Source organism: Lactococcus sp. FSL K6-0773 (assembly GCF_038006485.1).
In the GTDB taxonomy this organism is placed as follows: domain Bacteria; phylum Bacillota; class Bacilli; order Lactobacillales; family Streptococcaceae; genus Lactococcus; species Lactococcus lactis.
Genome location: NZ_JBBOVF010000001.1, coordinates 2,204,226 through 2,216,464, shown reverse-complemented (window position 1 = coordinate 2,216,464; position 12,239 = coordinate 2,204,226). Strand labels below are relative to the sequence as shown.

The following is a 12,239-nucleotide window of genomic DNA, read 5'->3' as shown; positions in this document are numbered from 1 at the left end:
AAACTGAAGGAATTTTGTGAGATTTCCTAACGAAAATGACGAATAATTTTTATCTTAAAGCTTCCTTATTTTATTCAATAAATTTCTAAATTTCCAATGAACTAAATTTCAGATTTATGTTAAAATAAGACTATGAAAAAATACATTTTATTTGAAGAATATATCACACTCGGACAAGTTTTGAAAGAACTTGGATTAATTTCAACAGGAGGTCAAGCAAAAATTTTCCTTGCTGAAAACGAAGGAAATATTTTCTATAATGGCGAAGCTGAAAATCGTCGTGGCAAAAAACTCCGTGACGGAGATTTATTAGAATTTCCAACTTTTGATTTAAAAGTTACTTTTGAGCAAGCTGACGCTGATGCGATTAAAGAACATGAAGCAGAAAAAGTTGAAGAAGCGCGTGTTAAAGCTATTGTGAAAAAAATGAACGCGGAAAACAAGACGACAAAACCAGCTAAAAAAGCTCCGCCACGTTTTCCTGGTAGAAAATAATGAAACTCAAAGCAATTGAACTCAAAAATTTTCGTAATTATGAGGAATTAAAACTTGATTTTCACCCTAATCTCAATATTTTTTTAGGACAAAATGCTCAAGGGAAAACAAATATTCTTGAGGCGATTCATTTTTTAGCACTCACTCGTAGTCACAGAACAAGTCACGACAAAGAGCTCATTTCTTGGTCACAACAAGAAATGAAGGTCTCAGGAGTCGTTGAAAAAGCTCATGCAACTGTTCCACTTGAAGTTCAATTAAGTCCCAAAGGGAGAATTGCTAAAGCCAATCATCTCAAAGAAAATCGCTTAGCCGACTACATTGGTCAACTAAAAATCTTGATGTTTGCACCTGAAAATTTGGAATTAGTCAAAGGTTCTCCAGCTACCCGCAGAAAATTTATGGATATTGAACTGGGACAAATCCATGCGGTTTACCTTTATGATTCCATGCGATATAATCGTGCGTTAAAAGAACGGAATGCTTACTTAAAATTTGATAAAGACAAAATTGATAAAAATTTTTTAAGTGTTCTTGACGGACAATTAGCTGAACATGGTAATAAAATCATGCTTGAGCGGCAAAATTTTATTGATAAACTTGAAGTTCATGCAAAAAAAATCCATGAGCAACTTACTCATGGTAAAGAAAATTTAAAAATCATTTATAATCAAAATGTGAAAACTGACTTTTCAAAAGAATTATTGAGCAGACAAGACCATGATATTTTTAGGCATCAAACATCGGTTGGCCCTCATCGTGACGATTTACAATTTTTTATCAATGAGATTAATGTTGCTGATTTTGGTAGTCAAGGACAACAACGAACCGTTGCTCTCTCAATTAAATTAGCAGAAATTGATTTAATTTTTGAAGAGACTGGTGAGTATCCGATTTTACTTTTAGATGATGTCATGAGTGAATTAGACAATCATCGTCAACTTGATTTGATTGAAACAAGTTTGGGTAAAACACAAACTTTTATAACTACAACTACTCTTGATCATCTTAAAAATTTACCTGAAAATCTGAGTATTTTCCATGTTAATGCTGGAACCATTGAACAAGAGCAATAAAAAGTTACTGATGAAACTACTAGCATATCTGTAAACTGCTAAAGCAGTAACAGCTATCCTATGACAAAAATTCATCAGTAACTTTTTTACTTTCTGTCAGTAAAAATTTCCTTAGCAACAAAGATAGCATTTAAAACTCTTGGAAAACCGACATAAGGAGCATAGTGAATAAAAGTTTCAATAATTTCTTCTTGCGTTAGTCCAACATTTAACGAAGCTTGAATATGCACGCGCAATTGATTTTCACAGCCTCCTTGAGTCAACAAACTGGTGATAGTAATCAATTCACGGTCTTTAAAATTGAGAACTCCTCGCTCATAAATCGTTCCAAAAGCAAATTTTAGCATCAGATTATTCAAGTCTGGTGCAAGGTCTTTGAGTGAATCAAAAACAACTTCAGCAGCTGCTCCGTCAATTTTCGCTAAATTTTTTAAACCAATTTCTTTTTTATTCATTTTATTTACCAGCTTTCTATGATAAAATCATTATAAACCTTCAAGTTAACTTGAGGGCAAGCAAAAAAGAGAAAAAAATGACTAAAACTTATAAAATTTCAGAAATAGCTTTACTGACAGAACTTCCAATCGCTACTCTTCGTTATTATGAAGAACTTGATTTATTAAAACCTGCTCGAAACTCTAGTAATTATCGAGAGTTTACAGAAGCTGACCTTGAATGGATTTTCTTTATCAAAAGAGCTAAAGCAACAGGAATGTCTCTTGCAAAAATCCAAGATTATTCTCGCTTAAGAGAGCAAGGTGATTCAACAATTATTCAACGTATTTCACTTTTAGTTGAACAAGAGCGAATTTTACGCCAACAAATTACTGACTTAGAAGGTCACTTAGATTTTATTTTACAAAAAAAACATCATTACTATGAAACTCTTCAAAAAAACTCGGAATCTTAATTCCGAGTTTTTTTATGGTGTTTCATATAAAAAATTTTTAACATATTTTGCTACAGTTGGATTTGTCGGAGCTTTTGAATGCCTAAGTTTCGTTGGATACAAACTTGCAATGATTTCATTTCCATTCTTTTTAAAAAGATGGTAAATTGAAAAACTATCTGCCCACGGAATAGCACTATCCGTCTGTTTTTCCGTATCAAAATCTCCTTCTAACAACATCATTTTTGTTTTTGGTGATATCTTTTTATAGTTATCAGCAATATAATTATACATTGTAGTTTTAATTAAAGGGCCATTTTTCAACACATCCGTCAAAGTTTCTCCTGCAACAAGATTTGTTACATCATTATATTCCCCTTCTAAAGAAAAATATTTATTGACCGGAGGAAAATTAGATTTATCTGCCGTATCAATCATGTAATAGATTGCTCCAGTTGCACCAGAAGAATAACCAACTAAATTAATCCATGGTACTTGATAATGCTCCACCAGATAACTAATTGCTTTTTGTAATCCTTTGGAAAAAAGAGAGCCCGAATCCGTTTTGGCAACCGTTCCAAATTCAATCATTGGATACTGCATATCTTTAGAAATATTTCCTTCAACTTTTAATTCATAGTCTTTCTGAACATCTGACATGAGAACCAATGGTTTATCCCCCGCTTTTTCCATTGGTAAAAGTTGAGTAACTAACCGATTAATTGACGATACGTCCCCTCCAGAACCTGTAATATAAATTGTTGGATAAATCACTTGTTTTCCTGAATTTGATATGGAGCTACTACTAGTTTTTGTCGATATTGATGACGTTTGTTTATCATTATTTTTGGTCACGGAGGTTATCCCTTTAGGCCAAAAAAGAAAAAGAGCTCCCGCTAAAATAATCACTAAACCAAAAAAAGCTAGTGATACTCTTTTAAATTTATTTTTATTTCTTCTTAACTGTCTTTTTTTCATCCACTTTATTATATCAATTTTTTTAATAATAATTATCACAATTACCATTACATTTTCATGACGATTACATACAAAAAAAGCTCAAAAATTTGAGCTTTTTTTTTCGAATTTTAGATAATTAACTAGTAACCTTTTGGATGACTTTGGTGCCATTTCCAAGCGTTCGTAATAATGTGCTCTAAATCATTTTGTGCTTTCCAACCCAAAATTTCACCAGCTTTTGTTGAATCAGCAACCAGCTCATCTGGGTCTCCTGCACGGCGTTCACCCATTTGGCTTGGAATTTCTTTACCTGTTACTTTTCGTGCGGTTTCAAGCACTTCAAGATTTGAATAACCCTTACTTGAACCGAGATTAAATTGGTCAGACTGACCGCCCGCTTTAAGATACTCTAGTGCTTTGATGTGTGCTTCAATCAAATCTTCCATATCAATATAATCACGAATACAAGTTCCATCAGGCGTGTGATAGTCATCACCATAAATAGTAATGAACTCTCTTTGACCAAGTGCAGTTTGCAAAATAATTGGAATCAAATGTGTTTCATTTTTATGAGCTTCACCAATTGAACCATCATCCTTAGCCCCTGCAACATTGAAATAACGTAAAGCGACATAAGTCATATCAGTTGCTTGCGATTGCCATTTCATCATTTTTTCCATGATTAATTTGCTTTCACCATAAGGATTAATTGGTTTTTGAGGTGTTTTTTCTGAAATTGGACTTTTTTCTGGAATTCCAAATGTAGCTGCTGTACTTGAGAAAACAATATGTTTTACTCCGAATTCTTCCATCGTTTCTAGAATTACTTGAGCACCACCAACATTATTATTAAAATACATTAAAGGTTTTTGCATTGACTCACCCACTAAAGAGTAAGCACAAAAGTGCATGATTCCTTCAATATTTTCTTTTTCAAAAACATCTGCTAAGAAAGCTTGATCACGTACATCACCCTCGTAAAAGCGTACATTTGCTGGAACAGATTCACGGTGGCCTGTCACTAAATTATCCACCACTGCCACATCGTAACCACGTTTAAGAAGCATATCTACCGCGTGACTTCCCACGTATCCTGCTCCACCAAGAACTAAAACCGTCATAAGAACCTCCATTTTCTCTATATTATATCAAATTCTTGAAAATTTGGATCATCACGTTAATTTAAAACTAACTTCATAATGATAATTTCCCTTTGTCAATAAATATTCCTGAGCGACACTTGGACTCCATGAATCATCTCCACCTACACCCATATGGAATCCGTCAATATTTAACCATGTTCCTGCTTCTTCTTCAAGTAGATGCCAATGTCCCTTTTTAGCAAGCTGGTTTTGACTATACGGACTTAGATTAAAAGCAAAAGATTGACCCATTGCCCGAACTTTTAAACGACCATAATTTAACTCTCTGGTTTCCATCCTCAACCCATTTTCACTAGGAAAAATATAAGGGGTTGTCATATCAGTAATCCTTAAATTCCACTGGCCAAATAAACTTGCCCCTCTTCGGTCAGGATAATTTTCATCTGGGCCAAGTCCAAAATATGTAACATTTTCTGCTTTTTCAGCTAGTTGAAGACTCAAGCCAATTCGAGCTGGTTCTGGAAACTCTATATTTCTTTTAAAATCAACTTTTAAAAGAAGTTCACCGTTTCTAAAAATATGATATTCTCGAATGGTTGAAAATGCAATTTTTCCTTTTGCTTCATAGTCTGTTTGGACAGAAATAATTACTTCATTCTCTGTTGCTTGTATTATCATAGTTTTCAAAAGCGTTTTTAACTCATAAAAGCCAATACCCTTCCAACGTTCTAACCAAGCATTAGGATCAATATGTTCAACTTCACTAACACCAATATCATTATCTAATGGAGCCCTTGTAAATTGTTCTGAGAGCTCATGCAGTAACTTTTCATTGCCTTTCTCATCAAGCCAGCGCGAGAGATTACCATTGCTTTTATTAAAAATAAATTTCTGTTTTGCTGATCGTACGGTCAGTAGCTCTTCATCCTCAAAAAGTGTAATTTCTTCATTACTATCTATTCTGTCAGTAAAATTAATTTTTTCTTGTAGAACAAATTGTTGATGAGCAACTTCAAAATCAGACTCAAGAAGATTACATTTCTCAATTGTTTTAACTTGAATGTTCAAAAATAAATTATCTGTTCCATCAATAGGCAACTCAGACAGGTCTATTCTCATAGACCCTCCAGCAGGCATATTCAATATAAGCTCATTTTCCCATAATACTTCTAAGCCATTGATCAGTTGGTAACATAATTTTTCATTGTCAGTACTTCGAAATAGATACTCATTTGTAACTGTAAAGGCAAAAACTTGACCTAGTGGAGTTTTCTCCAATTCAAACTGATAATATTGTTGCCAATATTTTGCTTCACGAAGAGCTGGTTTTGCTTGACGATTTGGAAAAACAAGACCATTAAGGCTAAACTGACGATCATTTGGCTTGTCCCCAAAGTCACCTCCATAAGCATAATTTCCATCTTTTAATAAACCTTGATCCACCCAATCCCAGATGAATCCACCTTGCAATCGGTCAATTTCTCGAAAAGCTTGCCAGTACTTCCCAAATCCTCCTAATGAATTCCCCATATCATGAGCATATTCACAAAGAATTAGTGGTCTATTCTCTCCAGCTACCCCCATCCAGGTTTTTAATGAATAAGGCGCATTAATACTTGGACTATCTACTCTAGCATACATCGGACAAATGATATCAGTGGCATCTGTTGCTCCTCTACTTGCGTCATCTCCCCCCTCATAATGAACAGGGCGGCTAGAATCAAATGATTTACACCAATCATATAAAGCTTGATGGTTACTTCCATAACCTGACTCATTCCCAAGAGACCAAATAATAATTGATGGATGATTACGGTCACGCATAACCATTCGTGTAACACGTTCACTCATTAATGGTAAATAAGTCGGATCATTTGTCAAACGATTCATCGGAGTCATTCCATGCGTTTCGATATTTGCTTCATCCATAACATACAATCCATATTCATCACACAATTCATACCAGCGTGAATCATTAGGATAATGAGAGCAGCGGACCGCATTAAAATTATGTTCTTTCATCAATTTGATGTCTTTAATCATCACTTCTTCAGAAACGACATAACCATGCTCAGGGGTAAATTCGTGCTTATTCACTCCACGAACAAGAAGTGCTTTCCCGTTTATTTTTAGCTGTCCTTTTTCAATAGCAATTTTTCGAATACCAATTTTTTTTGTTTCTTTATGAAATACCGCCCCACTCCGGTCCATTAAAGTTAATTCTAAACGATAAAGATAGGGAATTTCATCTGACCATAATTTTGGATTGACTACTCCAATTTCTGCATCAAAACCATGACACTCTCCAATTAATTGTTCGTCATCATAAAGCTTAAATTCTAAACAAGCATCATCCATGTTTTTAGCATATGCTTGAAGTTTTACATTTGCAAAATCTAAATCCTCATCCAAATCTGTTTTTATAGAAAAGTCTAACAAGTAGTTATCTGGAAGCCATTGTAAGTTCACCGAACGAAAAATACCTGACATTCGCCACATATCTTGATCTTCAAAATAGGTGACTTTTGACCAACGAAAAACTAGAACTTTTAAACAATTTTGACCTTCTTTGGCCAGGTTGCTGATATCGAATTCAGCAGGCAAGCGGCTATCTTCTGAATAACCTCCGTATTCCCCATTCAACCAAAAATGAAAAGCTGATCCAACCCCTTCAAATGTAAGGTGAACATGACCGCTCTCAAGCCATTCTTTTGTGATATCAAAATAGCGACTATAAGCTCCAACTGGGTTAGCCTCTGGTACATAAGGAGGCTGAATTGGAATAGGATAAGTCACATTTGTATAAATTGGAACATCGCTTTTATCCTTAAATTCTATTTGCCAATTACTTGGAACGATAATTTCCGTTTTACTCTCCGTCAGTTCTAACCAATTTTTAGGTACATCTGAAATTCTAGAAAAATGATCAAAATTCCAAAGACCATTCAGTGATTGCTTTTCTAAAAAGTCCATAGGTGTATGCATTGGCAACCTATTCCAATTTGAAACTACTGGATTTTCCCAATCTTTACGCTCTAGTACATCAATCATTGTCATCATAGCCATTCCTTTCAGATGAACTCATCTAAATCAATCTTTTTTCCATGATCATAAGTTTTAAAGTCAGAATCATTAATTTTTCTTTTAACCATACAAGGAGTTCCAAAAGCAACCACATTATCTGGAATGTCTTTAGTTACAAGACTCCCTGCGCCAATCACACTATTTTTTCCAATTCTAACACCAGGTAAAACAATTACACCAGCACCTAGCCAAACGTTTTCTTCAATGTAAACTTTTTTATTATATTGAGCCCCTCGTTTACGTAAGTCAGGCGAGACAGGATGTGTCGCCGTGTCAATCGTAACATTTGGTCCAAACATGACATGATTTCCTACAAAAATATCTGTATCGTCAACCAATGTTAGATTAAAATTAGCATAAATCTCTGTCCCAAAATGAACATTTTTTCCGCCAAAATTAGCATAAAAAGGGGGTTGAATAAAACAATTTTCCCCAATTTCTGAAAACATTTTTTTAGAAGTTCCATTTGTTGCTCTGGCTGAGTCACTGAAGTTTGATTAAACTTTTCCAGTAAAACTAAAGCTTCTTGTTGCTCTTTCCATAATTTTTGATCGTTAGGAAAGTAGAGTTCTTCTGTGTGAACTCGTTTGTAGCTTTCTAATTTAGGCATTTTATCAACTCCTTTTTAAAGCTCTCTTGATTTATGAAAATTAATTATTTACGAAATTTATAAATTCATAAAAACCTTTTTGTCCTACTTCATTATCTTTGAATACTCCGGCATCTTTTAACACCTGTTCAAATACTTCTCCAACTGCTTCCTGAACTGTTTCATGAACTGTTTCTTTTGAAAAATATTCTGTTTCTTTCAATTCTTCAGCCCATGGTTTGTGAATTTCTGACATCTCATTTTCTTGATTCAAGAGATATTTTTCAACTTCCAAAAGTTCTGTCTTTAACCTGGCTGGTAAAATTGCAAGTCCCATCACTTCAATCAATCCAATATTTTCTTTTTTAATATGGTGTAAGGCTGGATGTGGATGAAAAATTCCATCTGGATAAATTTCACTTGTATTATTATCTCGTAAAACTAAATCTAATTCATATTTCCCCTCTCGAATTCGAGCAATCGGAGTAATTGTATGATGAAGCTTTCCGTCAGCACTTTTAGCTTTGATTTGAAGACTTTCATCACTATAAACTTGCCATTTTTTTAAAAGTTCATCTGCAGCTTTTGAAAGTTCTACTTGGTTTTTACTTGATAATCTTAGAACAGACATTGGCCAATTCACAATTCCGCAAGAAACTTCTGGAAATTGTTGAAGTTTAATTTCTTCTCGAAGTTCAGCTTTTGCCATCGGAAATTCATAACGTCCAGCTTGATAATGGTCATGAGTCAAAATTGACCCTCCTACAATTGGTAAATCTGCATTAGAACCAATCATATAATCAGGAAATTGATCTAGAAATCCCAATAAATTATCAAAAGCACGTTTATTAATTTCCATTGGTTGGTGTTTAGCATTTAGTAAAATCGAGTGTTCATTAAAATAGGCATAAGGAGAATATTGGAAGCCCCAGTCTTCGCCGTTAATTGAGACTTGAATGATTCGATGATTAGAACGAGCAGGTTTATTTCCTATGCCATAAAATCCTTCGTTTTCCAAACAAAGTTGACAGGCTGGATAAGAGGAAGCCTTTACTAATTTAGCTGCCGCAATGGCTTTGGGGTCCTTTTCTGGTTTTGAGAGATTAATCGTTATTTCAAGTTTTCCATATTTTGTCAAATGACTAAAGGCAATATTACGTGCAATATCTCGAGTTTTTACTTGGTTCACTTGCTGTGCCAGTTCATAAAAATATTGAGTTGCTGCATCTGGAGAAGTCTTATATTTTTCCCAGAAATCTTGATTGATTTTACTTGGGCGTGGTGTAATAAAATTCATCAGAGCGGCTTCATAAAATTCATCTTGTCCTTTTTCAATCACATTATTTTCATTTGCAATCGCTAAAAGTTGGTCCATTAAAATCAAGGAATCTTTCTCGTGAGCTTCTTTATCGACTTCTGCCCAATCATTTAGACCAAGAAAATGAAGAAGTTGATTTCTGTGATAGAGCTCATCAAGTGGCTCAATCGTTCCATTTTGTAAAGCAAGACTAATAAAATCTTGAATTGATTGATAAATTGACATAAAATACTTTCTAATTTACTTCTGTAAGTAAAGTTCTTGCTTTGTCTTGATTAGTGAGTTTTGGAAATGAATACAAAATTCAAGCACTTAGTTTTGAGTGCTTGAATTTGCTATCACTAATTTAATGTTAACTCACTTAAATCACTCATAAAATTTTTTAAATATTATTTGATTTATTCAACATCCAACTTTGTTGAACCAGAACCAATTTGAGCGACGTAAAAGCTTGCTGGATAACCGACAACTTCTTCGTAAACTTGGCCGACGGCTTTTTCAAAGGCTGAAACATTGTCATGAGCAACAAGAGCGATTGCACAACCGCCAAATCCGGCTCCAGTCATTCTGGCCCCCAAGACACCGGCTTGTTTTTGAGCAGTCTCTGCTAAGGTATCAAGTTCAAGTCCTGTGACTTCATAATCATCTTTCAAAGAAGCATGTGAAGCATTAAGAAGTTCTCCAAATTTTGTCAAATTACCTGCAACAAATGCTTTTTGAGCAATTTTAGTTCGATTATTTTCATAAACGGCATGACGTGCACGTTTAATTAATGTTTCATCCCCAATCAAATCAGTATTGGCATCAAATTCTTCATTTGATAATTCTCCAAGTGATTGAATGTCCAATCTCGTTTGCATTCTTTTGAGCGCCTCACGTGTTTCAGCAAAACGTTCGTTGTATTTTGATTCTGTCAAAGCCCGCGGTTTGTTAGTATTCATGATAACAATATCATAATCACGAAGTTCAACAGGAACCATCTCATATTTTAGAGTGTTACAGTCCAATAGGATTGCTTTTTTGACTTCACCAAAACCAATAGCGAATTGGTCTAAAATTCCAGAATTAACACCAATATAATCATTTTCTGTTTTTTGTCCTAATTGAACCAATTCAAGACGTGGAACATTTAAGTTAAATAAATCATCCAAAACAACGCCGACTAAAAGCTCAAGTGATGCTGATGATGAAAGGCCAGATGCTGTAGGAATTTCTCCTTTTATCAACAATTCAAAACCTTTGTCAATTTCATATCCTGCTCCTTTAAGCATGACAATCATTCCTTTAACATAATTAGACCAAAGCTCACCATCTTTCTTTTCAACTTCATCTAAATCAAATTCAATGACGCCTAATTTAGGAAAATTTTCTGAGTAAAGTTTGACTTTTTTATCTTCTCTCAGACGAGCTAGTCCTGTTGTTCCAATTATAATTGATGCTGGGAAAACATATCCCCCATTGTAATCGGTATGTTCACCAATCAAATTAATTCGTCCTGGGCTAAAAAAGTATTCAACTTCTTTTGTATCTCCAAAAACTTCTGCAAATTTTTCTGTTAATGCTGATAATACAGTACTATTTTCTACAACTATAGACATTTCTTCTCTCCTCTAAATTTATTTCTTTATTTTGTATGCAAGCTGTAAATTGTGGTTGCTTGATATTTTTCTCCCGCTTTTAGGCTGATATCTCCAAGCTCTGGAATTTGCTCAGACCCAGGTGATACTTGACATTCAAAAGTAATTCCACCATGGTGCACTTGCTTTTTCTCATGATAAAGAGTTCCTAAATCACCAAAATTTGCTGTAAATATCACAATACTTGGTTGGTCGGTAAAGACTGAAATTGAAGTATCATCAAGCGTTAAACGAGCTTGTTCTTTATCAAGTCCTAACTGGTCTAACAAGAAAGGATGGTCAATTCCTTTAACTAATTGAACTTGTTCCATATTAGAATTGAAGGCATTTGATAATTGTTTTTCCTGACGGAAATCCAAGTCTGTATTTTTTATATCAACGATATCACCACGAACAATTTCTGTTTGGTCTTTTAAAGGAACAAATCTTGAAGCGGCCAGTCGAAGTCCATGATTTTCAACAGATTCACTAGCATCACCATTCAAATTAAAATAGACATGCCCAGTTGGATTAAACACAGTGTCTTTATCAGAAATGGCCTCATAATGAATTTTCCACTTATTGTCATCATCAAAAGAATGAGTTACTGACATTTCTATTTTACCAGGATAACCATTTGTTCCGTCATTAGAAACTAAGGAAAATTTGACTTGAACTTCAGCTCCTAAATCGGTAACTTCATATGTCCAAAGTTTAGTATGAATACTTTCTTCCCCACCATGTAAGGTTTGAGGGCCTTCATTTTGATTTAAGATATAATCTTTCCCAGAAATTTTGACCAAACCATCCTTAATTCTTCCTGCTGTAGGTCCAACAGTTGCACCAGGATAGGCATCTTTTTCTAAATATTCTTTAGCTGAATCAAAGCCTAGAATCAGATGCTTTCCATCTTTTTGCCAGTCAACAATCCGAGCGCCCAGATTTGTAAAAGAAATTGTGACACCTGCTTTATTGGTTAGACTAATTAAGTCACTTCCTAAGCCAAAATCTCTTATTTTAATTTCCATGATATTTCCTAACTATAATGACCTTTAATCAAATTTTAAAAATTCTACTGACAGATTTACTGATGACAGTTTAAACAAATT

Annotated in this window: 10 protein-coding genes and 1 pseudogene; 3 read left to right on the top strand and 8 right to left on the bottom strand. The window is 34.3% G+C overall.

Annotated features, from left to right (window positions below; genetic code table 11):
- Positions 1-132 precede the first annotated feature (132 nt).
- Both yaaA and recF read left to right on the top strand, forming a co-directional pair.
- Complete coding sequence (yaaA, locus tag MHB61_RS11130) at positions 133-495, top strand: S4 domain-containing protein YaaA (protein WP_004254746.1); 363 nt, start codon at positions 133-135, stop codon at positions 493-495.
- Positions 495-1,571: a DNA replication/repair protein RecF gene (gene recF, locus MHB61_RS11125; protein WP_010906242.1), complete on the top strand. Its 1,077-nt coding sequence runs from the start codon at positions 495-497 to the stop codon at positions 1,569-1,571. The genes yaaA and recF overlap by 1 nt, the downstream gene beginning before the upstream one ends.
- An 86-nt stretch (positions 1,572-1,657) precedes the next feature.
- On the opposite strand, the gene MHB61_RS11120 is transcribed toward recF, so the two are convergent.
- On the bottom strand, positions 1,658-2,026 hold the full coding sequence (locus MHB61_RS11120; protein ID WP_004254740.1) for a carboxymuconolactone decarboxylase family protein: 369 nt from the start codon (positions 2,024-2,026) through the stop codon (positions 1,658-1,660).
- A gap of 77 nt (positions 2,027-2,103) precedes the next feature.
- Here MHB61_RS11120 and MHB61_RS11115 point away from each other — a divergent pair, with 77 nt between their 5' ends.
- The gene (locus MHB61_RS11115) at positions 2,104-2,481 is read left to right on the top strand and encodes a MerR family transcriptional regulator (protein WP_010906243.1); all 378 of its coding nucleotides are present in this window, start codon (positions 2,104-2,106) and stop codon (positions 2,479-2,481) included.
- A 12-nt stretch (positions 2,482-2,493) separates the two neighbouring features.
- Here the strand turns inward: MHB61_RS11115 and MHB61_RS11110 are convergent, their stop codons facing one another.
- The 7 genes and pseudogenes from MHB61_RS11110 to galM form a co-directional block, all read right to left on the bottom strand.
- The gene (locus MHB61_RS11110; RefSeq protein WP_010906244.1) at positions 2,494-3,438 is read right to left on the bottom strand and encodes an alpha/beta hydrolase; all 945 of its coding nucleotides are present in this window, start codon (positions 3,436-3,438) and stop codon (positions 2,494-2,496) included.
- Between the two features lie 122 nt (positions 3,439-3,560).
- The gene (gene galE / locus MHB61_RS11105; RefSeq protein WP_010906245.1) at positions 3,561-4,541 is read right to left on the bottom strand and encodes a UDP-glucose 4-epimerase GalE; all 981 of its coding nucleotides are present in this window, start codon (positions 4,539-4,541) and stop codon (positions 3,561-3,563) included.
- Between the two features lie 51 nt (positions 4,542-4,592).
- Entirely contained in the window at positions 4,593-7,589 is a 2,997-nt protein-coding gene (locus tag MHB61_RS11100) for a beta-galactosidase (protein ID WP_127093583.1), read from the bottom strand.
- 5 nt (positions 7,590-7,594) lie between these two features.
- Positions 7,595-8,217, bottom strand: a pseudogene (locus tag MHB61_RS11095) (sugar O-acetyltransferase).
- Between the two features lie 40 nt (positions 8,218-8,257).
- Entirely contained in the window at positions 8,258-9,739 is a 1,482-nt protein-coding gene (locus MHB61_RS11090) for a UDP-glucose--hexose-1-phosphate uridylyltransferase (RefSeq protein WP_004254716.1), read from the bottom strand.
- 173 nt (positions 9,740-9,912) lie between these two features.
- Positions 9,913-11,112, bottom strand: coding sequence for a galactokinase (locus MHB61_RS11085; protein ID WP_004254713.1), 1,200 nt, complete (start codon positions 11,110-11,112; stop codon positions 9,913-9,915).
- Between the two features lie 26 nt (positions 11,113-11,138).
- Positions 11,139-12,158 (bottom strand): galactose-1-epimerase, encoded by a 1,020-nt coding sequence (galM, locus tag MHB61_RS11080; protein WP_004254708.1) that lies wholly within the window; start codon positions 12,156-12,158, stop codon positions 11,139-11,141.
- Between the last annotated feature and the right edge of the window lie 81 nt (positions 12,159-12,239).

Bases quoted from the DNA above. Each gene is read 5' to 3' on its own strand.
- yaaA (WP_004254746.1), top strand. From the start codon at position 133: ATGAAAAAATACATTTTATTTGAAGAATATATCACACTCGGACAAGTT.
- recF (WP_010906242.1), top strand. From the start codon at position 495: ATGAAACTCAAAGCAATTGAACTCAAAAATTTTCGTAATTATGAGGAA.
- MHB61_RS11120 (WP_004254740.1), bottom strand. From the start codon at position 2,026: ATGAATAAAAAAGAAATTGGTTTAAAAAATTTAGCGAAAATTGACGGA.
- MHB61_RS11115 (WP_010906243.1), top strand. From the start codon at position 2,104: ATGACTAAAACTTATAAAATTTCAGAAATAGCTTTACTGACAGAACTT.
- MHB61_RS11110 (WP_010906244.1), bottom strand. From the start codon at position 3,438: ATGAAAAAAAGACAGTTAAGAAGAAATAAAAATAAATTTAAAAGAGTA.
- galE (WP_010906245.1), bottom strand. From the start codon at position 4,541: ATGACGGTTTTAGTTCTTGGTGGAGCAGGATACGTGGGAAGTCACGCG.
- MHB61_RS11100 (WP_127093583.1), bottom strand. From the start codon at position 7,589: ATGGCTATGATGACAATGATTGATGTACTAGAGCGTAAAGATTGGGAA.
- MHB61_RS11090 (WP_004254716.1), bottom strand. From the start codon at position 9,739: ATGTCAATTTATCAATCAATTCAAGATTTTATTAGTCTTGCTTTACAA.
- MHB61_RS11085 (WP_004254713.1), bottom strand. From the start codon at position 11,112: ATGTCTATAGTTGTAGAAAATAGTACTGTATTATCAGCATTAACAGAA.
- galM (WP_004254708.1), bottom strand. From the start codon at position 12,158: ATGGAAATTAAAATAAGAGATTTTGGCTTAGGAAGTGACTTAATTAGT.